Origin of the sequence: Hoyosella levis (assembly GCF_026008515.1) — a bacterium.
GTDB classification, from domain to species: Bacteria; Actinomycetota; Actinomycetes; order Mycobacteriales; family Mycobacteriaceae; genus Lolliginicoccus; species Lolliginicoccus levis.
The window spans coordinates 173,005-196,720 of record NZ_BQYM01000008.1; the positions used below are offsets into that span (position 1 = coordinate 173,005).

The window sequence follows — 23,716 nt, forward strand, 5'->3', positions numbered from 1 at the left end:
CCCGAGGGAGGTCATCGTGGACAACTCCGCACCATCCCGGCAGGCACAGGCGCTCGAGCCGTTGCTCGCCGACGCTTGGGCAGGCCAGCCGATCCCGGTCCCCGAGGGGTACGCCGACCTGCTGCCACAGGAACCACCCGGCACGGCAGGACGATCAATGACGCAGTGGGTCATGGAGTTCCCCCTGCTCGCGCCCATCTATGAGCGGCTCTGGCGCCCGGCTGGCGTGCTGGCGTTCATGGGTCTTGATGTGCGCCACTTCCGCGAGGAGCGCAAGAAGACTGTCCAATGGCTCGGCCTCGGGCCTGGCGACGCCGTGCTGGATGTGGCATGCGGGCCGGGAAACTTCACCAGTGCGTTCGCCGATGCAGTGGTCACCGGAGATGCTGCTCGGCCCGGGGTCGCGGTCGGCGTGGATGTGTCGGTACCGATGCTACGGCGTGCTGCGGCAACGAACGATCGCGAGAACGCGGTGTATGCCCGCGCTGATGCCACGCGGCTCCCCTTCCGGGACGGGGCGTTCGACGCGGTGACCTGCTACGCGGCGCTATACCTGATTCCCGAGCCGTTCGCGGTGATCGACGAGATGATCCGTGTGCTCCGGCCGGGAGGGAGGCTGGCGCTGATGGCGTCGCGCGCGTCCCGGCACGGTGCGGTGCGCAGAGGACAGGATCGGATCCTGGGCGCGATGGGCCTGCGCATGTTTGGCCTCGACGAGCTCACGGGACATCTCGCGGATCGCGGCATGGCCAGCATCGAGCAGGAGGTGCATGGGGTCACCCAGTATGTCCGGGCCACCGCGCCAGCGTGATGGCTCCGCGCGGCCCGACGTCAACGCGTGGTGCTGGCGCTCAGCCCCGTTGCTCGTCGAAGTGCTCGGCCGCAGCCAGCAGCACGCAGGTTGCTACCCCGTCCATGGCAACGCGGATCTCCTCGAGGGACGGGAAGCTCGGCGCGAGCCGAATGTTGCAGTTTGCTGGGTCCTTGCCATAGGGGAAGGACGCGCCCGCAGCGGTCAGCGCGATGCCTGCCTCCTTGGCGAGCTGCACCACTCGCTTGGCGGTCCCCTCGACGACGTCGAGGTTGATGAAGTATCCACCGTCCGGATGCGTCCACGTGGCGACCTTGGTGTCGCTGAGGCGGGAATCGAGGATATCGAGCACAGCATTGAACTTCGGCGCGAGGATCTCCCGATGCTTGGCCATGTGCGCGCGCACCCCAGCAGCATCCTTGAAGAACCGCAGGTGGCGAAGCTGGTTGAGCTTGTCCGGACCGATCGAGGAGAAGCCGAGGTTCTTCTTGTACCAGGCGATGTTCTCGCTGGAGGAACCGAGGAAACCCACGCCCGAGCCAGCAAAGGTGATCTTCGAGGTGGAGGCGAACACCAGCGGGCGGTTCGGGTGCCCGGCCTCAGCGGCCATGCCGAGAATGTCATGCACGGGCGCGTCGGCATCAGTAAGGGGATGCACGACGTAGGCGTTGTCCCAGTAGATGCGGAAATCGTGCGCCCCGGTCGGCATCGAGGCGAGAGCCCGCACCGTCTCCTCGGAGAACGTCACGCCCGTCGGGTTGGAGTAGATCGGCACGCACCAGATGCCCTTGACCTGGGGGTCATTCACCAGTTCAGTGACGACGTCCATGTCCGGCCCGTCCGGGCGCATGGGCACGGGGATCATCTCGATGCCAAGATGCTCGCAGATCGCGAAGTGACGGTCATACCCCGGCGACGGGCACAGGAACTTGATCCCCGGCTCCGCCGACCACGGGCGCGCCGAGTCCACGTTGCCGTGGAGGAGCTGGTAGACGATCGTGTCGTGCATCATCTCCAGGCTGGAATTGTTGCCCGCGAGGAGCTGGCCCACGGGAACGCCGAGGAGCTCGCCGAAGATGGCCCGCAGCTCGGGCAGGCCATCGAGACCGCCATAGTTGCGGCAGTCGAGGCCATTGCCATCGCGGTAGTCCGCACCGGGCAGCGCGAGCAGCTCGGCGGAGAGATCAAGCTGCTCCGGGGAAGGCTTGCCGCGGGTCACGTTGAGGTCGAGCTGCTTGGCCTGGAGCTGGGAGTACTGATCGCGCAGCTCGTCGACCTCGGCAGAGAGTGCTTCGCGGTCCAGCGCCTCGAACGACACCATCAACAATGCCCCGCCATCTCTCGGAAGAAGTTGGGGGACCCCGCGCACCCGTCAGAGCCCGTTGACCCTTGCTGCCTTCCGGCCCTGGGGGAGTTCACAGGATGCACGCCACGCGGGATCCGAGGAACAGTGTAACCACATTGCCGACGATCGTGCAGGCGCACCCCCCGCTGCGCGCTCCGCACGCGTGTCGCAACGCAAGCCCAAGCCTCGGTTTGCGCTCGGCCCCCACCGGCTGGTTATGATGGCCCCGGAGGATTCGCCTAGTGGCCTATGGCGCTCGCCTGGAACGCGGGTTGGGTTAACAGCCCTCAGGGGTTCAAATCCCCTATCCTCCGCTCTGAGAAGGGGCTGCTCGCACTGATAGCAAGTGCGGGCAGCCCCTTTTTCGTTCGCGCTGGGCACCGTGGTCCCGCTGGTGCGGCGCGCTGGCCGGTCGCGACAGTGGCCAGGCCCCGCTAGTGGAAACTTCTTCCGCTCCATTCGGGAAAAGCTTCCACTGGCACGCGGCAACTGGCACGCGGCAACTGGCGCGCGGCAACCCGCTACCGGGCCCGCAGCTTGCCTCCCCCTTCGTAACTGAATACGGTTATCGTTATCTAAATCCTTGGGGGAACGATGACCACTGCCCGACATCGCGCGCCTGCACGCCCGCTGCGGCGCCACCTACCGCCACCATTGCTCCTGCTCGGCGCCATCATCATCGGGATCGTAGCCGCGGCCCTGGCCCCCGGCACCGGGGAGAGCCTGGACCAAAGCACCACCATGACCCTCTTCGTACTGGTCGTGCTGATTCTTCTGCCGCTCGACCTCGCGGCCATGCGCGCCGCGCTCTCGAGCAGGCGATTGGTCGCCGCCGCGCTCGTGCTGAACTTCCTCGTCATCGCACCGATCGGCATCGGCCTGGCCTGGCTCACCTTGAATGGCCATCCCGCCGCGATGCTCGGGCTGATGCTGTACTTCCTGGCCCCCTGCACCGACTGGTTCCTCGCGTTCACTCGCATCGCGGGCGGCAATACCGCCGCTGCGGCGGCCCTGGTCCCCGCCAACCTGGTCGGCCAGGTGCTGCTGTTTCCCGTGGTCGTCATGCTCGGCGCGGGCACGAGCACGGGCACGCTTTCCCCCGGCGAGCTCTCCTCGACCCTGGCGCTGTGGTTCGGCGCCCCCATTGCGCTGGCTGTTGCCGCTCGACTCGTCCTGGCCCGCATCGGTTCGCGAGAGCGCGCCGCCGTGGACGCCACACGGATCACTGATGCGCTGGTGCCCTGGGTGCTGGCCGCGCTGGTGCTGCAGATATTCATGAGCAACGCGCCAGTCATGGCGGACCACAACACGCTGGTCCTGCCCGTGCTCGCCACGACCGCGCTCTTCCTCGCGGGCTCGCTGGGCATCGCCACCGCGACGGCATTCCGGCTGCGCCTGCCCCGCGCCGACCGCGTCACCCTCACGATGACCACCGCCGCTCGCAACGCGCCCATGATGCTCGCCATGAGCATGGTGGCCTTCCCGGACCAGCCCGTGCTGCACGCCACGATCGTGCTGGCGATGCTCCTCGAGTTCCCGCACCTCTCCCTGCTCGCGCATGTCCTCCGCGAGCGACCACGCACCCCTGCCGCAAGGAGCAACTATGAGCAAGCCGAGCCTGTCCCCCACCGTTGACGCCCTCGTGATCGGGGCCGGGCCCGCCGGCCTGGGCACCGCGCTCGCCCTGCAAGCCGTCGATGGCATAACTTATGGCGTACTCGAGCAAGCCACCATCGGGCACACCTTCGAGCAGTGGCCCGACGAGATGAATCTCCTTACGCCGTCCTTCACCGGCAATGCGTTCGGCGCGATCGACCTCAACGCGATCCACCCCCGGACGTCCCCTGCCCTGCTGCTGCAGACCGACTACCCCTCCGGCAAGGAGTACGCCCACTACCTGCGAAAGATCACCGAGCACTACGAGGTGCCCGTCGTCGAGCACACCGGAGTCGAGCAGATCGTGCCCACGGACGACGACCAGTTCCAGGTGACGACCTCGCGGGGCGTGCTCACTGCTCGCACGATCGTGTGGGCCGGCGGCGAGTTCGTCCGTCCCGCCATCCCCCCGATCCCTGGCGCTGATCTGGCGACCCATAGCAGTGACGCGGCCGCCTGGGCTCCCCCACCGCGGGAACCAATTGTCGTCATCGGTGGCTTCGAGTCCGGCATCGACATCGCCTGCTCGCTGGCCGCGCGCGGCCACCACGTGACGGTTATTGATCCTGAGACGCCGTGGGAGCGCGCGAGCTCGGATCCCTCCCTCACGCTCGCGCCCCGCACCCAGGTGCGACTACGCGAGGCCCGCGCCACTGGCCACCACGAGCTGCGCGGCGGCCTAGCGGCGAGCTCCATCGAGAAGCACGACGGCAGCTATCTGGTGACGGCCAGCGACGGCACGACGCATGCCTCGCGCGCCCGGCCGGTCCTCGCGACCGGCTACCGACCGCACCTCGGCCCGGTGGAGCATCTTTTCGAGAGCCGTGAGGACGGGTGGCCCGCGCTGACCGGCAATGATGAATCCACCATCACCCCGGGCTTGTTCCTCGCCGGCCCAGCCGTGCGGCACGCCCGCCTGCACCTGTGCTTCATCTACAAGTTCCGGCAGCGCTTCGCCCACGTGGCGCACACCATCGGCACGCGGCTCGGCATGGACACGAGCGCGCTGAAGGCGTGGAAGACCTCCGGCATGTGGGTAGAGGACGTGAGCTGCTGCGATACCTCGTGCGCCTGCTGAGCCCGGCTCGCCGGTAGCATCGGCGGAGTGTTGATCCCGCTCGTGCCCGCCACCGGGGCAGGCCGGTACGCGCCGAGCCCCACGGGGGACCTGCACCTGGGAAACCTCCGGACAGCACTGCTGGCGTGGCTGTTCGCCCGATCGACCGATCGCGCGTTCCTGATGCGCATGGAGGACCTCGATGATCGAGTCGATCCCGACTCGGCGCAGCGGCAGCTCGCCGACATCGCGGCGCTCGGCATCGACTGGGACGGCCCGGTGCTCTACCAATCGGACCGGCAGGAGACGTATGAGGCAGAGCTGGACGAGCTGCGCGTCGCTGGCCTGACCTTCGAGTGCTTCTGCACGCGCCGCGAGATCCATGCGGCGGCATCGGCCCCGCACGCTCCGCCTGGCTCGTACCCGGGAACGTGCCGGGACCTGACCGAGCAGCAGCGCGCCGAACGACGCGCGACCGGCCGCTCCCCTGCAGTGCGGCTGCGGACGAGCGCCACCCATTGCACGGTCAGCGATGCGCTGCATGGCCGCTACACCGGCGCGGTCGATGATTTCGTGATCCGGCGCGGCGATGGCACCTTCGCCTACAACTTCGTATGCGTGGTCGATGATCTCGCCACCGGGGTCGACCAGGTGGTCCGCGGTGATGACCTGCTCAGCTCCGCGCCGCGCCAGGCGTACCTCGCCTCCCTGCTCGGCCACGAGCCGCCGCAGTACGCGCATGTGCCCCTGGTGCTCGGGCCCAGCGGCAAGCGACTGGCCAAGCGCGATGGAGCGGTGACGATGCGCGAGATCGGCGACCCTCCTGCCCGGATCATGGGGCTACTGGCCCGATCGCTCGGGCTGAGCAACAAGGCGGAGGTCACGCCGCACGACCTGCTCGGGGACTTCGATGCGGAGCTCCTCCCCCGCGAGCCGTGGACGTTCGCGCCCGGGCAGGCTCCCTGACCGCGCCCCGGCAAGCAGCGATCATGCAGGGTGCGCGGGGTGTGCCGTACTGTTGTCTCGTCACGAAGCAACCGCCGCGCCGCGATGAGCCAGGATCGAGCCAATGAGCCAAGGGAAGAAAAAACCACGCCGCGATGGCCGCCATGCCCCGGCGGGCGACGGCCGCAATCCACGTGCCTTCGATCCGCACGCCGCATACGGCGCCGATGCCTCGTACTTGCCTTCCGGGCATGAGCCGGCCGACCTAGCGCCGCGCGCGATCGCCCGCGTCATCGACGGATTGTTTGTCGGCATCCCTGCTGTTTTCATATACCGGGTTCTCGGCGAGGGCCTTGGCGCGTTCGGCGGATTCCTTGGCGCGCTGATCTACGGCGTCACCCTGATCGCATACTCGGTGATCCTCGAGTCCGAGAGCGGGCAGACGTTCGGCAAGCGCATCATGCGGCTGCGCGTGTACGGCCCCAACGGCGAGTTCCCCACGCGCAGCGAGGCTTTCCGCCGTAACTCCTTCTACATCCTTCAAGCCCTGGTGATGATGCCTTTCCTCGCGGTGGCCTTCCTCGCCTTGGTCGTGACGGGCGCTGCGGTGGCATCGATCGCGGTCAGCATCGCACGGAGCCCGCGCAAGCAGGGCAGGCATGACGACATCGCGGATGGCACCCAGGTGGTCCGCGCCTGAGATGTGTGGTTGGATACCCGGATGCCTAACGCCAGCTTGACCGCCGACCAGCCTGGCCCCGCCGTTTTCGCGCGCGCGAGCAGCGGAATGTACGCCACGATCGTCGCGGTTTTCGCGTCCCTGTTGTTCATGGCGAACATCGCCGCCACCAAGGGTGTCGAGTTCGGCCCCATCGTGGGCGACTTCTCGATCATCACCGATGGCGGCTTCTTCCTCATCCCGCTCGCCTACATCCTCGGTGATGTGCTCGCGGAGGTCTACGGCTTCCGGGCCGCGCGCCGCGCGATCCTCATCGGCTTCGGGGTAGCGATCCTCGCAGCCGTGTCGTTCTGGATCGTGACGCTGCTGCCCCCGGCGAGCTTCTACGAGGGGCAGGAATCCCTCGAGGCGGTAGTGGGCGTCTATCCGCAGATCCTCGTGGCGAGCCTCACCGCCTTCCTGCTCGGGCAGATGTTCAACTCGTACGTGCTCGTGCGGATCAAGGAGCGCACCAAGGAGCGGCACCTGTGGGCGCGCCTCATGGGCTCCTCGGTGGTCGGGCAGTTCACTGACACGCTGATCTTCTGCGCCATCGCTGCCACGGCCATCGGCATCAGCACGATGGATGACTTCCTCAACTACCTGTTCTTCGGATTTGTGTACAAGACCGCGGTGGAAGCAATCCTGCTTCCGGTGACCTATCAGGTCGTTGCCCTGGTGAAGAAGCACGAGCCCACCTACGCTATTCCTGAGCAGGCCTAGACCTCGGGAAGGCACACCATGGCGGCATCGCGCGCATCCATCGCATCCTCGGGCTCGGTGCTGTCGATCGCCTCGACGGGCTCCGTCCTCTCCATCGCCTCCTCGGGCTCGGTGCTGTCCATAGGATCGACCGGCTCGGCGCTGTCGATCGGTTCCGCGGCATCATTCGGGTCGATCCTGTCGATCGGCTCGTTCCTCTCGGCGGGATCGGTGCTCTCGGGCCTCGCGATCTGGTCGTTCCGGAAATGGCGCACCAACCAGCTCGCGCCACGTCCGGAGCTGCACCGCTAGCTTGGCCCGCCCCGCGGCCGTACGCTGCTAGTCCTCGCCGCAAACGCACCCGTAACCCTCAAACGCGATAGAAAAATCCGGGGTCCGCGCGCAACTTCCGGTGCGTTTGCCCGGACGGCGTCGGCGGCGGCGGCGGCCACCACGCCCGGCCGCGGTCCAGCCTCGGAAGTGTTACCGCTTGCACCCTTTCGCGGCCGTCCGAGGGTGCAAAACCGCACACAACCGGGGCCACCTGCCACCGGGCCGGGCAAACCGACCGGACCACCCGCCATCACGCCTGGCCAGCTAGCCCCTACCCCTCGCGCGGCGCGTAGTAGCGGCCGAGGACGTCCGCGCGCAGGTCCGCGAAGTAGCCGCCGTTGATGCTGTCGCGGATCTGGTCGACGAGGCGGATGATGAACCGCTCGTTGTGGATCGTCGCGAGGGTGGAGGCGAGGAATTCCTTCGACTTGTACAGGTGGTGCAGGTAGGCGCGCGTGTAGTGGCCGCAGGTGTAGCAGTCGCAGGTGTCGTCGATGGGCGTGAAGTCCCGCTTGAACCGGGCCTTGTCCATGTTGACGCGACCGGTGGGCAGGTAGATGGCGGCGTTGCGAGCGACGCGCGAGGGCGAGACGCAGTCGAAGGTGTCGGCGCCGTTCTCGATGGCGGTGAAGAGGTCGTCGGGCTCGCTGATGCCGAGCATGTGCTTGGGGGTCTCGTACGGAAGCTCCTCGTTGGCCCAGCGGACGATGGTGCCGAGGTTGTGCTTCTCGAGCGCGCCGCCGATCCCGTATCCGTCGAAGGGCCGGCCGGCGTAGGAGCGGAGCTTGGCGAGGCCGCGGGCTGCTTCCCGGCGCAGGTCCTCGTACTGGGCTCCCTGGACCACACCAAAGAGCGCCTGGTAGGGGCGATGGGTGCGGGCTTCGGTCTGGCGCTCATGCTCGTCGAGGCTGCGCTGCGCCCACAGCCGGGTGCGCTCGACGGATTCGACCTGGTAGTCGCGGGTATCGACGAGGGTGGTGAGCTCGTCGAAGGCGAACATGATGTCCGCACCGATCTCGTGCTGGATGCGCAGCGACACCTCGGGGGTGAAGCGGTGCTTCGAGCCGTTGATGTGGGACTTGAAGTTGACGCCGTCGTCGTCGACGTGGGCGAGGCGGTCGCGCTGGTGGGCGCGGATGTCCTCGGGGCGGGCCTTGCCGAGTTCCATGGCGAGGATCTTGCGGAAGCCGGATCCCATGGAGAGGACCTGGAATCCCCCGCTGTCGGTGAAGGTGGGGCCGGGCCAGTTCATGAAGCGGCCCAGCCCGCCTGCCTCGTCGATGATGTCGGAGCCGGGCTGCAGGTAGAGGTGGTAGGCGTTGGCCAGCACGGCCTGGGCGCCGAGGCTCTGCACGGTCTCGGGCAGGAGCGCCTTGACGGTCGCCTTGGTTCCCACGGGGATGAACGCGGGTGTCTCGATGGTGCCGTGGGGGGTGTGGATGGTCCCGGTGCGGCCGAGGCGTCCGTCGAGGGTGGCGTGGACGTCGAAGGGTTGCTGCTGGTTGTGTGGCACGGATAGCCATCCAACCAGAGGCAACCCTCCCGACGAAAGCGTGCGGGCCCCGCGGCAGGCTCCCGAGGAGGGAAGCGATGCCGCGGGGCCCGGGAAGCGCGCCTAGCGGGTAGTGGCCGGCTCTGGTTGCGCCGCGGCGAGCTCCCGCTCCTCGATGTGCTGGTCGAGCTTCTCGCCCTCCACGTCGACGTTGGGGAGGATGCGGTCGAGCCACGCGGGCAGCCACCACGCCTTGTCGCCGAGCAGCGCCATCACCGACGGGATGAGCACCATGCGGACGAGGAAGGCGTCGAACACGATGGCGGCGGCGAGCGCGAAGCCCATCACCTTGATGAATGCCATGTCCTCGGCGATGAACGCCGCGAAGACGGACATCATGATGACCGCGGCGGCGGTGACAACGCGGGCGCCGTGCGAGAAGCCGCTGATGATCGCGTCCTTCGCGGACTCGCCGTGGACGTAGGCCTCGCGCATGCGGCTGACGAGGAACACCTGGTAGTCCATGGCGAGGCCGAAGACCACGCCGATGAGGAAGATCGGCAGGAAGCTGACGATCGGTTGCGGGTTGGTGGCGATGCCGAGCCAGTCGAGCTGGAAGATCGCCACGGTGGCGCCGAAGGTGGCGGCCACGCTGAGCAGGAACCCGAGGGTGGCGGTCAGCGGCACGAGGATGGAGCGGAACACGAGCATCAGCAGGATGAACGCGAGCCCCACGACGACCACGAGGTACGGGATGAGAGCATCCTGCAGCCGGTCGGAGACGTCGATCTCGATGGCGGTCTGCCCGGCCACGCCGTAGCTGAGCCCGGTCTCGGCCCGTACCTGCTCCTCGGCATCCCGGATGGAGTTGACGAGGTCCTTGGTGGCTTCCTCGATCGGACCGGTGGCGGGGGTGACGAGGATCTGGGCGGTATCCCCCGCCTCGTTGATGCCGACGATCTGGGCGTTCGACACATCACCGTAGGTGTACATGCGGTCGACGAGCTCCGCGTAGGCATCGGTGCGATCATCCTCGGCCACGGCAACGCCGTCGGCGACAACAATGAGCTGGGCGTTGCGTCCAGGGCCGAATGCATCTTCGGTGACATCGAAGGCGTCGCGGGTGACGGTACCGGGCGGCTCGGTGGCCGGGGTGGGCAGCGCGAGCTCGAGCTTGGCGGCCGGGATGGCGAGCACGCCGAGGATGACGATCGCGCCGATGAGGGTGACCGCAGGGATGCGGGTGACCACGTTGGCCCAGCGACGCCCGTTGGTGAGCCGATCAGGATGCTCGGGGTCGACCTGGCGCAGGCCGGGGATACGGCCCTTGAAGATCGCGGACTTCGTCAGGCCCAGGATCGCCGGCAGCATGCTGATCGCGATGAGCACGGCGATGAGCACGGTGAGCGCGGCGGCCCGGCCCATGTCGGTGAGGAACGGGATGTTGACGACGCGCAGGGCGAGCAGCGCGATGATGACGGTGAGGCCGGCGAAGACGACGGCGGAGCCCGCTGTGCCCACGGCACGCCCGGCTGCTTCCTCGCGGGAGCTAGCGGTAGCGAGCTCGGCCCGGTAGCGGGAGAGGATGAACAGCGAGTAGTCGATGGCGACGGCGAGGCCGATCATCACGGCGAGGGTGGAGACGGTGGAGCTGAGGTCCATGAACCCGGTGGCCGCGGTGATGAGGGAGACGCCGATGCCCACGCCCACGATGGCGGCGACAAGTGGCATTCCAGCGGCGATGAGCGAGCCGAAGGTGATGACGAGAACGACAGCGGCGATGGCGAGGCCAACAAGCTCGGCGGTGCCGCCCGGTGGCTCCACGTCCTGCATGACCGAGCCCGCGACGAGCACGTCGAGGCCGGCATCGCGAGCAGGGTCGGCAGCCTCGTTGAGGTCCTCGCGGAGTTGCTCGGTGATGTCGCCGAAATCGCCGTCGATGGGAACGTCGACGTAGCCGACGGTGCGGTCGCTGCTGAGCGGACCGACTGCGGCGGCGTTGGCGAGCGCCTGGTCCTCGGGCGTGCCCTGCTCGATCAGCTGGTCGACCATGCCGCCGAACGCGGCGGTGGGGCTGGCGAGCGCGCCGGGGCCGTCAGTGCTGGTAGCGCTCTCGCTGACCTGGTCGATGCCGCGGATGGCGGTCAGGGTCTCGTCGATCGCGGCGCTGATAGCGGGATCGTCGAGGGTGCTGCCGTCGGGCGCGACGAACAGGTAGCGGGCGCTCAACGAGTTGAACGGGTCCGCGGCGGCATTGGGGAACCGCTCGGCCATGAGGTCCTGCGCCTCCTGCCCGGGGGTGCCGGGGATGGAGAAGGAATCCTTCGTGGGGCCCGAGAGGGTCGCCGCCGCGCCGCCAGCAAGGACGAGCATCGCGAGCCAGAAGGCGAGGACGATGCCCTTCCGCCGGTAGGCGAAGCGGCCTAGGCGGTAGAGGTAGGTGGCCATGAGGGCTCCTGTGGTCGTGGGTTCTGGTCGGTCCTGGGGGCGGTCATGCCGCCGGCGATGCGTGTGAATGCCTCGTCGACGAGGTCAGTGAGAGTGCGGCCGCCGGGTGATCCGCGGACCCAGACCTCGGCAGCGGCGTTGAAGGCAGCGCTAGCGATGCCCAGGGCGAGCCGCGGATAGATGTTGGTGTCGCCGTTGATCCCGGCCCGGTCGGCGACGATGCGGACGGCCCGGTTCATGGTCCGGGTGAGAAGGGCCTGGTTGCACGAGGCAACGGTGGGGTGCGCCTCGACGAGGTGGAGCGCGCCAACGAGGTCGGCGAGCTCGTGCTGCGGGGCACTGGCCGCATCGAGCAGGAGCTGCCGCAGCGCGGTCATGGTGTCGAGCTCGCGGGGCATGTCCTCGAGGGTGTCGAGGAGCGTGTCAACGAGCGTCTCGAGGTGGTGGACGATCGCATCCTCGCGGCTAGCGAAGTAGTTGTGGAAAGTGCGGGCTGATACTCCTGCTTGCGCGGCGATGGCCTCGGCGGTGGCCGATTCGATGCCGCGCTCCCGGGTCAGGCGGACGGCAGCGGCCGCGAGGGCAGCGCGGGTGGCTGCCTTCTTGCGCTCTCGCAGGCTGGGTCCGTTGTGCATGGCTTCCATGCTTCAACACTTTGCAACAGGCTGCAATATTTCAGGTGGGTGCAAGAATATGATTTGCGACACCCTGTCTTATTTGTCCGTGCGCAGGCGCCCGTTCGTGGGTGCTTGCGCCACAAGCGCAGCTATCCCAGGGCGATGTCGGCGACCACGGCGCCCGCGGCGGCAACGAGATCACGCGGCGCGACCTCCACTTCCACCCCTGCCGCTCCAGCACCAACCAGGACCGTCGGCTCGACGAGCAGTCCTTCGTCGACAACCACCATGACCGTGGCGGGCACGCCCAGCGGGGACACCCCGTGCCGGGGATAGTCGAGCACGCGCGCGAGCTCGTCAGGCCCCGCGAGCTCCATGCGCCCCGCGCCAACGATGGCTGAAACCTGGGCCATATCGAGCTTGCGCCCCATCGCGCACACCGCGACAGCGTGCGTGGTGCCGCTCCGTGCGCGCAGGAACACCGACTTGGTGATGCGATCCAGCGAATAGCCCAAGGCATCCGCGAAGTCCTGCGGGCTCCGGATCGGGCCCGGCAGCGATGCATGCTCATGCACCGTCACATCCAGGTCGCTACGATCCAGCGCTTCACGGACCCTGCTGTGCACCGTCGGCACTGCTATTCCTCCCGCGGCTCGCGCGGACGCACCAGCCGCTGCACCATCGTCGCCCGCACCTGCGCGGGCACTGTCGGGGCAAACCGCTTGAGATAGCTCTCGGTCCACGCCTCATCACCATCGAGGAAGGGCAGATCGCTGGGCACCATGTGGCGCAGCGCCAGCATCGGCAGCGGGCAATCCAGGGGGCGGAAATGATCGTTCCACAGGCCTGGCTCATCGCAACCGGGATAGAACTGCCCGAGCATCAAGCCGTGGGCAACAGCCTTCGGCTTGCGCGCCTGCTGCACGCGATCGATCAGGGAATGGTCCACGAGGTCAGGAAAGACAACCATGGCTGCCTTGTACAGTGCCTGCCCGCCCTCGGACGGGCCGAGCAGCGCGAAGTCATCCACGAGCTTCTCGACCGCCAGCGAGATGTCGTCCTCCGACAACCTCGAGCCACGCACCACACCTGCCCACAGGAGATTCCGGGACAAGGACGGCACGGTGAACGGGCACACCGGCCCCGAGCGGCCCAGATCTGCATGCGGGCGCGTCAGGAATGCCCGCACCCAGCCATCGAGCTCAACGAGCGCAGGCTCATCGCGAACCGCGCCCGGATCCGACAAGTTCACCAGGCCCAGCTCCAGATGACTGCGCGAATCACGGTCTGCCCGAGTCATCACGCCACCTTTCGCCATGGTCGGCGGGCCCACACCACTGTCGACCCTCATTGAAGGGTAGCGGCTGCACTACCAAACCCATGCGAAGGGTGACCGCGATCATCCGTCTCACCAACACGTGCTCAGCAGCACACACTGGCCACTCCATCACCAGAATCGCACCATCAGCAAGAGCCGTTACACCCTGTCCGCCACAACATGCCGGACAATAGGGGCCATGCAGTCCGCCGAGACAGCGCCGCCAGCACCAGAATCCCCGGACGCGGCCGTGCTCACCGCACCCTTCACGGCCCGGTTGCGCGCAGCCTGGCACGTGCTATTCGGCAACGTCCTCAGCTGGAACGACCCCCAGTACCTCGCCACCCGCTCCAGCACCGACCGGGCGCTCCGCTTCATCCTCGCGCTGCTCTTCATCCAGCGTGCCAGCTACCTGCTGCCCGCTATCGCCGCCGCCGCCACGGCGCCGCCGATCACCTACCAGAGCGCCACGCTCAATGCTGCTCTCCTCGCCCTCGCGGGCAGCTGGAACGTCGCGCTGCTGCTCATCGCGCGCCGCCGCGGCTGGTTCCCGCGATGGACCATCTGGACCGACCTCGCGCTCGTCGTCGCGCTGCTCTTCATCAGCAGTCGCAACGTCACCGGCGCCGACGTGTTCTCCGACAGCAACTGGCCCGTGCAGCTCGCGCTCGCCGCTGCTGCCCTGACCGCGGCCGCGTTCCGGCCGTGGCTCGCCGCCACCTGCCTCGCCATCATCGCCGCCGCCCTCCTCGCCGCCGCATACCTGCACGACAACCAGCTCGACCTGCTCGCCCAGCCCACGCTCTCCGTGCTCAACGGTTGCCTCTGGTACGCCGTCGCCGCCCACTTCGTCCGCCGCTACCTCAGCGGGCAAGGCCGCATCCTCGAGAAGATCCAGTCCGAGCAGCTCCGCGCCGAGACCCAGCGCGCCGCCAGCTCCGCCCGCGCCACCGAGCGCCAGACCCAGTACCGGCACCTCCACAACACAGTCCTGACCACCCTCACCGCCATCGCCCGCGGCGGGCTCGACCACAAGACCACCGAGGTCCAGCGCCGCTGCGCCGCCGAGGCCGCCTACCTGCGCGCGCTGATCACCAACGACCCCGAGACCAACATCGCCACCGAATCCCGGCTCCAGAACGTCATGTCCGCCACGCTCGCCGACGTCGAAGCACTCGGCCTCGAGGTCCACGTCAAGCAGCACAGCCTCCCTGAACGCATCCCCGGAAACCGGTGCGACACCCTCTCCGAAGCCGTGCGCGAAGCGCTCAACAACGTCCTCAAGCACTCCGGCACCACCGAGGCCTGGCTCACCGCCTTCGCCGACGACACCAGCCTCACCGTCCGCATCGTCGACCGCGGCCGCGGCTTCGACCCCGCCACCACACCGCGCGGCTATGGCATCACCCACGCCATCGAGGCCAACATGCACGACATCGGCGGCACCGCCAGCATCGACTCGAGCCCGGGCGACGGCACCATCGTCGAGCTCTCGGCGCCCTTGGGCGAGTAGCTGGCTGGCTGGCTGGCTGGCTGGCTGCGGGAGGATCTGCTGGTCAATGTCACGCGACACGCCGCGACACGCGCGCAGGAGCGTGACATTAGCTAGCAGATTTACAACTCCGGGGCACCAGCCCGCCGCAGACCCCAGGGAACCAGGCACAAAAAAGACCTCCCACCTGCGCAAGCAGGCGGGAGGTCAAGAGCGGTGGCGGAGGGATTTGAACCCTCGGACGGGGGTTACCCGTCACAGCATTTCGAGTGCTGCACCTTCGGCCGCTCGGACACGCCACCGCGCACAACTGTACCCGAGGTTGAGTTTCGCGCCGAATCGCCTGGTCAACGCGTTTTTCGGCCGGACAACCCCAGCTCAGCGGCGCGCTTCGAAGAAGTCGGTGAGCAGCCGGGCGCAGGGATCGGCGAGGACGCCGCCCCGCACCTCGGGCCGGTGCAGGAGCCGGCGGTCCCGCACGACGTCCCAGAGCGAGCCGACCGCGCCGGTGCGGGGTTCCCAGGCCCCGAACACGATGCGTCCGACCCGGGCAAGGACAAGGGCGCCCGCGCACATGGTGCAGGGCTCGAGCGTCACGGCAAGCGTGGTCTCCTCGAGCCGCCAGCCATCCCCCATCGCATGCGTCGCGGCTCGCAGCGCGAGGATCTCGGCATGGGCAGTGGGGTCACCGGTGGCCTCGCGCTGGTTGCCCGCGCGAGCAAGCACGGTGCCGTCGCGCGCGAGGATCACCGCTCCCACGGGTACATCGTCGGGGCCGGAGAGCGCCGCCGCATCGATGGCAGCGGCGATCATGGCCTCGTCCTCAGCGAGCGTCATGGATGCGATGCCAACCTGGTTGGCTAGTTCTGCAGCGAGTCGATGATCGTGACGAACTCGCGCTCGAAGCCAAGCCGCTCGGCGATCATCTGGAGCTGCTCATCCGGATAGAGATCGTCCTCGGCGAGGATGACGCTCATGACTGATTCGGGCAGGCCGAGGTCGGTAAGGATGGCGAGATCGCCTTCCTCCCAGGGGTCTACCTCGTCGAGCTCGTCGGGGTCGATGTCGGGGATGTCGACGTTGAGCTCGTCGAGGGCCTCGGCGGCGATGTCATAGTCAACGGCGGCGGTGGCATCGGAGAGCAAGAGGCGAGTCCCGGCCGGGGATGGCCGGATGACGATGAAGAACTCGTCGTCGACATCGAGCAGTCCGATGGTGGCGCCCGAGCTGCGCAGCTCCCGGAGCTCGGTCTCGGCGTCCTCGAGGCTGGTCAGCACGGACTGCGAGAGCGCGACGCAGCGCCATCGGCCGTCCTCTCGGACGACTCCTACCGCGAAGCCGTCTACCTCGTAATCGTCGTCGCTTTGTGTGCGAGCGCGCTGTGCTGCCATGCCGTGAGGTTAGCGCGGCTAGGCACGTGTGGGAACTCCGACTGGGAAATCGCAGGTGGCGGGGTGGTGTCGGGGCACGACACGCCAGCGGTGGTGTGCGAACCTGGTGGTGTGCCTGAGTCTGTTTGTGTCCTTGGCCTGGGATTGATCGGCGGTTCGGTAGTGCGTGCGGCGCACGTGGCCGGCCGGAAAGCGTTCGGCTATAACCGGTCTGCTGCGGCGGTGGAGGCTGCCCGCGCCGATGGCTTTGATGCGAGCAGCGACCTCGGCGAGGTGCTCGAGCGTGCCGCGCGGGAGGAGTCGCTGATCGTGGTGGCGGTACCGATGCCGGCGGTCGGTGCGGTGCTGGGCGAGATCGCCCGGCTCGCGCCCGGATGCCCGGTCACCGACGTGGTGAGCGTGAAGGGCCCAGTGGCCGCGGCGGTGCGGGAGCATGGACTCGATGCCCGGTACGTGGGCGGGCACCCAATGGCGGGCACGGCGCAGTCCGGCTGGACGGCCGGGGATGCGGCCTTGTTCCGGGGCGCCACCTGGGTGGTGGGCGTGGACGAGGGCCGCGATCCCGCGGTGTGGCGTCAGGTGGCCGCGCTGGCTCTGGATTGCGGTTCGGTGGTGGTTCCCGCTGAGTCGGTGGAGCACGACGATGCTGCGGCACGGATCTCGCACCTGCCTCATGTGCTAGCGGAGTCGCTGGCGATCGCGGGGGCACGGGGAGGAGATCTGGCGATGGCGCTGGCCGCCGGATCGTTCCGCGATGGCACCCGGGTGGCCGGAACGGCGCCCGCGCTGGTGGATGCGATGTGCGAGGCGAACGCGGATGCGTTGCTACCGGTGCTCGATGAGGTGCTCGACACCCTGCACGAGGCTAGGAAGTCACTCGTTGAGCGTTCCTCGACTTCCGTGCTCACGTCGGCGGGCTTCGCGGCGCGCCAGGGATACGAGAATCGTGGCTCGAGCCGGAAGGTGATCGACGGCATCGTTCCCGGCGAGCCCGGCTGGCTGGATGCGCTGCGCGAGGCAGGGCGCGCGGGCGCGGTACTAGTGGCACTACCCGAGGAGGAGGCGCGATGACCCCACGGGCAATGACCCTATCGAGCCTGGTGGACGAGCTGCGCGGCGGGCGGATCACTGCCGTGGAGCATGTCACCGAGGTGCTGGGCCGCATCGAGGCGTTGCGTGGCTCGCCCTGGGAGAACCTTGTGGTGGGGTGGGACTTCCACGATCGGCTCGCCGCGCAGGCGCTCGAGCAAGCACGGGTGCTCGATGAGCAGCGCGCCAGCGGTGCGGCCACGGGCCCCTTGCACGGGGTGGCGGTGGTGGTGAAGGACCTCATCGACGTGGCGGGCGTTCCCACTCGGTGCGGCAGCCTGGTGCGCGAGTTCGTGGAGCCCGCATCCGCGGATGCCGCGATCGTGCGGATGCTGCGCGAAGCGGGTGCGATCATCGTCGCCAAGACGCACATGCATGAGTTCGCCTACGGGCCCACGAGCGCGGTGAGCGCGGATGGTGCGGCCGCCAACCCGTGGGATGCCAGGCGCATCACGGGTGGCTCCTCCTCGGGATCGGCAGCGCTGGTCGCCAAGGGTGTGGTTGCGCTGGCTATCGGCACGGACACTGGGTGCAGCGTGCGCGCCCCGGCCGCCTTGTGCGGCGTGGTGGGCGTGAAGCCGTCCTACGGCGCGCTGCCCCTCGATGGGGTGTTTCCGCTGGCCGAGTCGTTCGACCATGTGGGGTTCTTCACGCGGACGGGCGCCGACGCGCTGCTGGCCTGGGACGCGCTCGGTCTTGATCGTGCGGGGCTCGATGACGGGCCAGCTGGGGAACGGGTCGCTGGCTACCGGATCGGCCGTCTCGCGGGACCGGGCTGGCAGGTGCATGACGAGCGGGTACAGGCTGCCGTGGACGCCACCGCCGAGCAGCTCGCGAGCGCGGGCCATGATGTGGTGGATGTGCAGCTGGGCGAGGCGGACGAGCTCGTGGAGCTATATGGCATCATCACGGGCGCTCAGGCCCTGGCCACGCACGAGCGGGACCTCGAGTCGGTTCCTGACCGTTTCCAGCCCTTGACGCGGGAACGCTTGCGCGCCCAGCGCGGCCGGACAGCCAGCCAGTACATCCAGGCGATGCGTCGACTGCGGGAACTGCGCCTGCGGATCGACGAGCGCATGCGATCCGAGGGCATCGATCTGCTGCTCGCCGCCACGGTGCCGTTCCGCGCTCCCCTGATCGGCGTCGAGGATCTGGACGTCGATGGGTCGACGGTGCCGGTCCGCCCGGAGATCCTGCGGCTGTGCATACCGTTCAGCGTGCTTGGCTACTCCGTCGCCGCGATGCCCGGGCCCGCGCACGATGGCCCCGGACACGATGGCCGAGAGAGTGGCGGCCTCCCCGTGGGCGTGCAGCTCGCGGCGCTCCCCCGCACTGCCGCGCGCGCGCCGCTCACGATCGGCACGCAGGCACTCGGCGAGCAGGCGTGAGCAGCAGCTAGATCCGCTCCCCGAGCCCGGGGTAGTCGATCACGAAGCCGTCCCCATCAACAGTCACAGTGGCGCTCGCGACCGGCGAAATGACGTGGATGCCTTCTGGTCCGGCGCTGTAGGTGAGGGATTCCTCCCGGACGGTCAGGTCCGGGAGCGACACATACACCACCGAGACCTGCTCATCACCCGCCTCATGCTGCATGCCTAGGCGCCGGATGGGCAGTGCGTTGAAGAACGGGCTCAGGATCACATCCACATCGAGCGCGCCCCCGAACCGTGAACGATTCGAGGTAGTGCCCTCGTGCACGGTCCAGTGGCCCTCCCGATCCCGCGACACCGACAGCACGCGCTCGCCCCTGGCCGTCGTGGTACGCAGCGACAAGCGTCGCGTGATGCCAGCATCGTCGGTCACGAGGTCGTAGGAAGCGCTGAAGCTCTCGTGATCCTCGCAGGTACCACCAATGAGTCGGCCCGACGCCTTGACGCGCCTGCCCGAGAGCTGGATGCGGGTGGATTCCATCCGCGGAGCCGAGGTGGACTTCCACGTCAGGACGGCAGGCCACGAAGTCGGCTCCGATACGGGGTTTGTCACGCCTCCTACCGTATGAAGCACCGGGGCCTCGCGCAACGGAACGTGGGGATTCACCGCGTGGCCGCGAGCCTCGCCGAGGGCGGAGCGGCCACAAAGCCGAGGGCGGCGCGGCCACAAACTGGCCGTAGAAACCCAATCGCCCCCGCACGAGTGCGGGGGCGATTGCTGTCTCAACCAAGACGTGCGCTCGAAGGGATTCGAACCCCTAACCTTCTGATCCGTAGTCAGATGCTCTATCCGTTGAGCTACGAGCGCGAGCTTATTTTCTTGTACTACCGGAACCCCGGTGGCGGAGGCGAGAGGATTTGAACCTCCGGTTCCCTTTGGGGGGAACAACTCATTAGCAGTGAGCCCCATTCGGCCGCTCTGGCACGCCTCCCTGGACCCTTTGCGTCGGGCATCGGCAAGACTACACACGTCTGCAGTAGTTTTGCAAAACCACAGGCAGGCGGCGTGGCGACGTCAGCGGAGATAGCTGTCGAACCACTCGAACATGTGCTGCTTGGCAGCGGTGACGGCGGTCTCGGTATCCGCGGGCTCCGCGTCGGGCACATCGTCGACGTCGTGCCAGGACCAGGTGCCAAAACCATCGTCGGGCCGATGGGCGAGGCCTGGATAGCTGACGAGGAGCGTCGCGACGGGAGCGCGCAGGGCCGCGTTGCGCAACGCGTTCACCGAGTCCGGCGGTGTCTTCGGATCGTCCTCGCCGAAGATGCCGAGCCACGGCGTGCGCAGGGAATGCACCGTCTCGAGCAAGGGCGTGGCTTCCGGCGCGAGCGCGCGCTCGATGCCATGCGGCGCGACGCTGATCGCCGCGCCATAGGGGCGCTGGGTGGCGACTATCGCGGCGGCGGTGCCCGCGCTGTCGAAGCCGATGATCCCGACGCTGTCCGCATTGACCTCGTGGTCGACCAACCAGTCGCGGGCGGCATCTGCGTCGTCGAACAGCTCCGCGCCGAAGACAGGATCGATTTGGTCCTCGGGCTGGCGATGGAACAGGTGCGGGGCCGCGATGAGCCAGCCCTCGTCAGCGAGCTCGTGCATCAGCTGCAGCAAGGGCTCGTGGAAATCACGCATCTCGTGGAGGAAGACGATTCCGCCACGCGGTTGCGACTCGGGCGCGATGACGGTGAGCGGCACATGGGTGGATGCATCCGGCAGGGCCGCGTACTCCTGCCGGGCTCGTGACGTGTGAATTCCCGACATAGGTTCTACTCTCCCACTCCTCGTCCTGATTTTCGAGGCCTGGAACGACTATTCTCGCGCAGGTGACCACTTCGCCCGTAGATCCTGCCAACGACCCCTTCGCCCACGTCCAGCTGCGCCCTGACCTCGGGACGCTGCCGATGTATGTGCCGGGAAAGTCGTGGCCGGGAGCGCTGAAGCTGGCGAGCAACGAGACCTCGCCGGGTCCGCTGCCCAGCGTGGTGGGGGCGATCGCGGCCGCCGCGCAGGGGGTCAATCGGTATCCGGATAATGGCGCGATGGCCGTCCGGGAAGCGCTGGCCGCCCGCCTCGGGGTGGGGGTCGAGCAGGTCGCCGTGGGATGCGGGTCGGTGAGCCTGTGCCAGCAGCTCGTCCTCGCCACATGCTCGCCGGGCGATGAGGTCCTGTTCGCCTGGCGCTCGTTCGAGGCGTACCCGCTGGTCGCGCTAGTCGCGGGGGCAGTCCCGGTCCGCGTGCCCCTCGATGCTGGGCATACGCATGATCTTGATGCGATGCTGGCCGCGATCACGGATCGCACGAGGCTCGTGATGGTGTGCAATCCGAACAATCCCACCGGCACCGCGATGGGACGGAGCGAGCTCGAGCGCTTCCTCGACGCCGTTCCGCGCAATGTGCTCGTGGTGCTCGATGAGGCATACGTCGAGTACCTGCGCGCCGAGGACTTCGGCGAGGGGGACCTGCCAGATGGGGTCGCGCTGGGCCGAAGCCGCGCGAACGTGCTGGTGCTGCGCACGTTCTCCAAGGCGTACGGGCTCGCGGGCCTGCGCATCGGGTACGCGGTCGGCTCCCCCGAGGTGATCGCCACGGTCAGCAAGGTCTACATCCCGTTCAGCGTGAACAGCCTGGCGCAAGCAGCAGCGCTGGCCTCCCTCGACGTCGAGGCCGAGTTGCTCGAGCGCACCGAGGTCGTGGTGGCCGAGCGCGGGAGGGTGCGCGATACCTTGCTCACGGCTGGCTACACCGTGCCCGAGACCCATGCGAACTTCGTCTGGCTGGATCTCGGCGTCAACACGACCGAGTTCTCGACGCGCTGCGCCGAGGCCGGGGTGCTGGTGCGTCCGTTCGCCGGGGAGGGCGTCCGGGTCACTATCGGCGATGCGTACGAGAACGACCAGTTCCTCGATTTCGCGCTCAGCGACGCGGCAACCCGGCTGGCGTAGCTCGCGCGGCTGTCGGCGAGGGGCGTTCTCGCCGCGATGCTGTGCCGGATAGTGATGCAACCGTGACGCGATGGTTGCCCCCCGATCTGGCGGCAGCCTCCACACTGGTTGCAGTGAAACCCGCAAGCGCACCGAACTAGAGGGCTGGTCGAGGAGGCATGGAATGAGCGTGCTCCGTCATGCAGCCGCCCTAGCGATGACCGCGCTAGCGTTGCCGATGCTCGCCGCGCCCGCCGCCATCGCTGGCCACCCCGATGACGTCGAGGTTCGCATCCTCTCGATCGGTGACCTGCGCAGCGCCCTCGAACCGCTCGGCGGCGAGGCCGGGACGGTCCTGCAATCCGACGGTTCCCGCATCGACGCGGGCGGCGCCGCGCACCTCGGCACCTACCTCGACCAGTTGCGCCGCCAGGCGGGCCGCTCCCTGTTCCTCTCCGCGGGCAATAACGTCGCCGCGCCGGACGAACCAAGCCGCACCGCGGTGCTCCGACACGAGCCCGTCATCGAAATGCTTGACTCCTGGGGCCTCGATGCCTCGGCGATCGGCGCCACCGAGCTCGCTGAGGGTGTTCCCGAGCTGCTGCGCAAGGCGGACGGTGGCTGCCACCTCGATGACGAGTGCGATGAGCAAACAACCTTCGATGGCGCATCGTTTCCCATGGTCAGCTCGAACATCTACGGGCCCACCCACACCCCGTTGACGGCACCGTTCACCATCCGCCACGTCGACGGCACCCCCGTCGGCATCATTGGCGCGACCATCCACGATGATGCGGGACCGGGATACACGCTCGCTTCCGAGCGCGAGACCATCACCAACGCCACCGAAGCACTCGAGGGGCTCGATGTCGCCGCGATGATCCTGCTCGTCAACAGCCCCGACCTCCCCGAGGCACCCGGCGGCCCCAGCGACTGCGGCGCCGGCAACACCGCGGCGCATGACCTAGCCGCCACGGCGCCACCCCAGATCGACCTCGTCATGACCAGCGGCGCGCGCCCCTACACATGCCTCGTGCGGGACCCGGCCGGGAACGACCGCCCGCTGCTCGCCGCGGGATCGCACGGCCGCACCATCGCCGTTGCAGACCTCGTGATCGACGCCGCGACCGGCGATGTGCAGCGCGACCGGGTGAGCGTGTTCAACCAGATCGTCACCCGCGATATCGATGCTGCCGACGAGGTCACCGCGACGCTCGATGCTGTTGAGTCCACGATCGGCGAGGCAGCGCGCACGCCCGTGGGGACACTCACCCAGCAAGCTCCCAAGCCAGTCTCCGCAGCAACCGAGAGCCCCCTCGGAAGGCTCATCGCCGATGCTGCGATCTACTCCCACAACGGGCGCACCAACGACTCCCCGGCCGTAGCCGCGCTGATCCACCCCGACTTCCTGCGCCAGGACCTCAGCGAGACCGTCACCCACGGAGATATCTTCGCCGCCGTGGACAACACCCCGCTCGCCACCATCGACATCTCCGGCGACACCCTCGCGCGACTGCTCGAGCAGCAGTTCCAGGACGACCGCGCCACGCTGCTCCAGCCCTCGGCCGCGCTCGCCTACACCATCGACGAGGCCGCCCCGATCGGCTCGCGGGTCAGCGCCATCACCATCAACGCGGAGTCGGTGCAACCCGGACTGGAATACCGAATCGTCATCGACCCCGCGCTCACCAGCCCAGGCAGCGGCTTCACCGCCCTCGACGACGTCACCACCGAGACCACCATCCGCGGCGCCAGCGCTCTGCGCACCTACATCGCCGCCCACACCCCCGCGCCCGTCGACGAGCGAGACCGCATCACTCGGACGGGGTAGGCGGTGCGTGCGGGCTCGGGTGCCTCGCGTGGCGGGCGCTCTTCCCGTGCCACCCCAGCCACTCGTGCCACCCATAGCTGGTTCCCGCCACCTCTAGCGATTGCGACCACGGAAATATCGGT

The 23,716-nt window shown here is 68.1% G+C and carries 22 protein-coding genes, 4 tRNA genes and 1 other RNA gene; 13 read left to right on the plus strand and 14 right to left on the minus strand.

Translation table 11 applies throughout. From position 1 onward, the window contains the following. Window positions 1-16 precede the first annotated feature (16 nt). On the plus strand, window positions 17-811 hold the full coding sequence (locus QC765_RS10625) for a class I SAM-dependent methyltransferase (RefSeq protein WP_278314406.1): 795 nt from the start codon (window positions 17-19) through the stop codon (window positions 809-811). A gap of 40 nt (window positions 812-851) precedes the next feature. Here QC765_RS10625 and QC765_RS10630 read toward each other — a convergent pair whose 3' ends face one another. Both QC765_RS10630 and ffs read right to left on the minus strand, forming a co-directional pair. Continuing rightward, window positions 852-2,132: an aspartate aminotransferase type Ic gene (locus tag QC765_RS10630; RefSeq protein ID WP_278314407.1), complete on the minus strand. Its 1,281-nt coding sequence runs from the start codon at window positions 2,130-2,132 to the stop codon at window positions 852-854. Between the two features lie 29 nt (window positions 2,133-2,161). Next, window positions 2,162-2,256: signal recognition particle sRNA small type (gene ffs / locus QC765_RS10635), an RNA gene on the minus strand. A gap of 128 nt (window positions 2,257-2,384) precedes the next feature. On the opposite strand from ffs, the gene QC765_RS10640 reads away from it, so the two are divergent. The 7 genes from QC765_RS10640 (at window position 2,385) to QC765_RS10670 (ending at window position 7,546) form a co-directional block, all read left to right on the plus strand. Then, window positions 2,385-2,470 (plus strand) — tRNA-Ser (locus QC765_RS10640). 280 nt (window positions 2,471-2,750) lie between these two features. After that, on the plus strand, window positions 2,751-3,791 hold the full coding sequence (locus QC765_RS10645; RefSeq protein ID WP_278314408.1) for an arsenic resistance protein: 1,041 nt from the start codon (window positions 2,751-2,753) through the stop codon (window positions 3,789-3,791). After that, a complete protein-coding gene (locus QC765_RS10650) occupies window positions 3,760-4,890 on the plus strand; it encodes an NAD(P)/FAD-dependent oxidoreductase (RefSeq protein ID WP_278314409.1) in 1,131 nt (376 codons plus the stop codon). The genes QC765_RS10645 and QC765_RS10650 overlap by 32 nt, the downstream gene beginning before the upstream one ends. A 27-nt stretch (window positions 4,891-4,917) precedes the next feature. After that, window positions 4,918-5,835: a tRNA glutamyl-Q(34) synthetase GluQRS gene (gene gluQRS, locus QC765_RS10655; protein ID WP_373876732.1), complete on the plus strand. Its 918-nt coding sequence runs from the start codon at window positions 4,918-4,920 to the stop codon at window positions 5,833-5,835. 103 nt (window positions 5,836-5,938) lie between these two features. Further along, a complete protein-coding gene (locus QC765_RS10660) occupies window positions 5,939-6,514 on the plus strand; it encodes an RDD family protein (RefSeq protein WP_278314410.1) in 576 nt (191 codons plus the stop codon). 21 nt (window positions 6,515-6,535) lie between these two features. Next, window positions 6,536-7,255, plus strand: a complete 720-nt coding sequence (locus tag QC765_RS10665) for a queuosine precursor transporter (protein ID WP_278314411.1) — start codon at window positions 6,536-6,538, stop codon at window positions 7,253-7,255. A gap of 18 nt (window positions 7,256-7,273) precedes the next feature. Next, window positions 7,274-7,546, plus strand: a complete 273-nt coding sequence (locus tag QC765_RS10670) for a hypothetical protein (RefSeq protein WP_278314412.1) — start codon at window positions 7,274-7,276, stop codon at window positions 7,544-7,546. 292 nt (window positions 7,547-7,838) lie between these two features. On the opposite strand, the gene tgt is transcribed toward QC765_RS10670, so the two are convergent. The 5 genes from tgt to QC765_RS10695 form a co-directional block, all read right to left on the minus strand. Next, on the minus strand, window positions 7,839-9,080 hold the full coding sequence (gene tgt / locus QC765_RS10675; protein ID WP_278314413.1) for a tRNA guanosine(34) transglycosylase Tgt: 1,242 nt from the start codon (window positions 9,078-9,080) through the stop codon (window positions 7,839-7,841). A 102-nt stretch (window positions 9,081-9,182) separates the two neighbouring features. Then, window positions 9,183-11,507 carry an MMPL family transporter gene (locus tag QC765_RS10680; protein WP_278314414.1) on the minus strand — a complete coding sequence of 775 codons (2,325 nt, stop codon included), beginning with the start codon at window positions 11,505-11,507 and terminating at the stop codon, window positions 9,183-9,185. After that, window positions 11,483-12,142: a TetR/AcrR family transcriptional regulator gene (locus tag QC765_RS10685; protein WP_278314415.1), complete on the minus strand. Its 660-nt coding sequence runs from the start codon at window positions 12,140-12,142 to the stop codon at window positions 11,483-11,485. The genes QC765_RS10680 and QC765_RS10685 overlap by 25 nt, the downstream gene beginning before the upstream one ends. 131 nt (window positions 12,143-12,273) lie before the next feature. Beyond that, window positions 12,274-12,759 (minus strand): aminoacyl-tRNA deacylase, encoded by a 486-nt coding sequence (locus QC765_RS10690; protein WP_278314416.1) that lies wholly within the window; start codon window positions 12,757-12,759, stop codon window positions 12,274-12,276. Window positions 12,760-12,761: 2 nt separating this feature from the next. Beyond that, window positions 12,762-13,424, minus strand: coding sequence for a DUF6875 domain-containing protein (locus QC765_RS10695; protein ID WP_278314417.1), 663 nt, complete (start codon window positions 13,422-13,424; stop codon window positions 12,762-12,764). A 217-nt stretch (window positions 13,425-13,641) separates the two neighbouring features. On the opposite strand from QC765_RS10695, the gene QC765_RS10700 reads away from it, so the two are divergent. Beyond that, entirely contained in the window at window positions 13,642-14,955 is a 1,314-nt protein-coding gene (locus tag QC765_RS10700) for a sensor histidine kinase (RefSeq protein WP_278314418.1), read from the plus strand. A 193-nt stretch (window positions 14,956-15,148) separates the two neighbouring features. Here the strand turns inward: QC765_RS10700 and QC765_RS10705 are convergent. The 3 genes from QC765_RS10705 to QC765_RS10715 all read right to left on the minus strand — a co-directional run bounded on the left by QC765_RS10705 (window position 15,149) and on the right by QC765_RS10715 (window position 16,325). After that, a tRNA-Ser gene (locus QC765_RS10705) sits at window positions 15,149-15,236 on the minus strand. Between the two features lie 76 nt (window positions 15,237-15,312). Next, window positions 15,313-15,771: a nucleoside deaminase gene (locus tag QC765_RS10710; protein ID WP_278314419.1), complete on the minus strand. Its 459-nt coding sequence runs from the start codon at window positions 15,769-15,771 to the stop codon at window positions 15,313-15,315. 23 nt (window positions 15,772-15,794) lie between these two features. Further along, a complete protein-coding gene (locus QC765_RS10715) occupies window positions 15,795-16,325 on the minus strand; it encodes a tRNA adenosine deaminase-associated protein (protein WP_278314420.1) in 531 nt (176 codons plus the stop codon). A 93-nt stretch (window positions 16,326-16,418) separates the two neighbouring features. Between QC765_RS10715 and QC765_RS10720 the strand changes: the two genes are divergently transcribed. Further along, window positions 16,419-17,396 carry a prephenate dehydrogenase gene (locus QC765_RS10720; protein ID WP_373876737.1) on the plus strand — a complete coding sequence of 326 codons (978 nt, stop codon included), beginning with the start codon at window positions 16,419-16,421 and terminating at the stop codon, window positions 17,394-17,396. Then, window positions 17,393-18,802 carry an amidase gene (locus tag QC765_RS10725; RefSeq protein ID WP_278314422.1) on the plus strand — a complete coding sequence of 470 codons (1,410 nt, stop codon included), beginning with the start codon at window positions 17,393-17,395 and terminating at the stop codon, window positions 18,800-18,802. Before QC765_RS10720 ends, QC765_RS10725 begins: the two co-directional genes overlap by 4 nt. A gap of 7 nt (window positions 18,803-18,809) precedes the next feature. Here the strand turns inward: QC765_RS10725 and QC765_RS10730 are convergent, their stop codons facing one another. From QC765_RS10730 to QC765_RS10745, 4 genes are all read right to left on the minus strand, one after another. Next, window positions 18,810-19,397: a putative glycolipid-binding domain-containing protein gene (locus QC765_RS10730; RefSeq protein WP_278314424.1), complete on the minus strand. Its 588-nt coding sequence runs from the start codon at window positions 19,395-19,397 to the stop codon at window positions 18,810-18,812. 182 nt (window positions 19,398-19,579) lie between these two features. Beyond that, a tRNA-Arg gene (locus tag QC765_RS10735) sits at window positions 19,580-19,652 on the minus strand. Window positions 19,653-19,684: 32 nt separating this feature from the next. Further along, window positions 19,685-19,776, minus strand: a tRNA-Ser gene (locus QC765_RS10740). Window positions 19,777-19,859: 83 nt separating this feature from the next. Further along, window positions 19,860-20,603 carry a dienelactone hydrolase family protein gene (locus QC765_RS10745; protein WP_278314425.1) on the minus strand — a complete coding sequence of 248 codons (744 nt, stop codon included), beginning with the start codon at window positions 20,601-20,603 and terminating at the stop codon, window positions 19,860-19,862. A gap of 62 nt (window positions 20,604-20,665) precedes the next feature. On the opposite strand from QC765_RS10745, the gene hisC reads away from it, so the two are divergent. Next, window positions 20,666-21,784: a histidinol-phosphate transaminase gene (hisC, locus tag QC765_RS10750; RefSeq protein ID WP_278314426.1), complete on the plus strand. Its 1,119-nt coding sequence runs from the start codon at window positions 20,666-20,668 to the stop codon at window positions 21,782-21,784. Window positions 21,785-21,947: 163 nt separating this feature from the next. Next, window positions 21,948-23,594 (plus strand): bifunctional metallophosphatase/5'-nucleotidase, encoded by a 1,647-nt coding sequence (locus tag QC765_RS10755; RefSeq protein WP_278314427.1) that lies wholly within the window; start codon window positions 21,948-21,950, stop codon window positions 23,592-23,594. The last annotated feature ends 122 nt before the right edge of the window (window positions 23,595-23,716 follow it).

Coding starts and splice junctions, on each gene's coding strand:
- QC765_RS10630 (WP_278314407.1), bottom strand. CDS start 2,132: ATGGTGTCGTTCGAGGCGCTGGACCGCGAAGCACTCTCTGCCGAGGTC.
- QC765_RS10645 (WP_278314408.1), top strand. CDS start 2,751: ATGACCACTGCCCGACATCGCGCGCCTGCACGCCCGCTGCGGCGCCAC.
- QC765_RS10650 (WP_278314409.1), top strand. CDS start 3,760: ATGAGCAAGCCGAGCCTGTCCCCCACCGTTGACGCCCTCGTGATCGGG.
- QC765_RS10660 (WP_278314410.1), top strand. CDS start 5,939: ATGAGCCAAGGGAAGAAAAAACCACGCCGCGATGGCCGCCATGCCCCG.
- QC765_RS10665 (WP_278314411.1), top strand. CDS start 6,536: ATGCCTAACGCCAGCTTGACCGCCGACCAGCCTGGCCCCGCCGTTTTC.
- QC765_RS10670 (WP_278314412.1), top strand. CDS start 7,274: ATGGCGGCATCGCGCGCATCCATCGCATCCTCGGGCTCGGTGCTGTCG.
- QC765_RS10680 (WP_278314414.1), bottom strand. CDS start 11,507: ATGGCCACCTACCTCTACCGCCTAGGCCGCTTCGCCTACCGGCGGAAG.
- QC765_RS10685 (WP_278314415.1), bottom strand. CDS start 12,142: ATGCACAACGGACCCAGCCTGCGAGAGCGCAAGAAGGCAGCCACCCGC.
- QC765_RS10695 (WP_278314417.1), bottom strand. CDS start 13,424: ATGACTCGGGCAGACCGTGATTCGCGCAGTCATCTGGAGCTGGGCCTG.
- QC765_RS10700 (WP_278314418.1), top strand. CDS start 13,642: ATGCAGTCCGCCGAGACAGCGCCGCCAGCACCAGAATCCCCGGACGCG.
- QC765_RS10710 (WP_278314419.1), bottom strand. CDS start 15,771: ATGACGCTCGCTGAGGACGAGGCCATGATCGCCGCTGCCATCGATGCG.
- QC765_RS10715 (WP_278314420.1), bottom strand. CDS start 16,325: ATGGCAGCACAGCGCGCTCGCACACAAAGCGACGACGATTACGAGGTA.
- QC765_RS10725 (WP_278314422.1), top strand. CDS start 17,393: ATGACCCCACGGGCAATGACCCTATCGAGCCTGGTGGACGAGCTGCGC.
- QC765_RS10745 (WP_278314425.1), bottom strand. CDS start 20,603: ATGTCGGGAATTCACACGTCACGAGCCCGGCAGGAGTACGCGGCCCTG.
- QC765_RS10755 (WP_278314427.1), top strand. CDS start 21,948: ATGAGCGTGCTCCGTCATGCAGCCGCCCTAGCGATGACCGCGCTAGCG.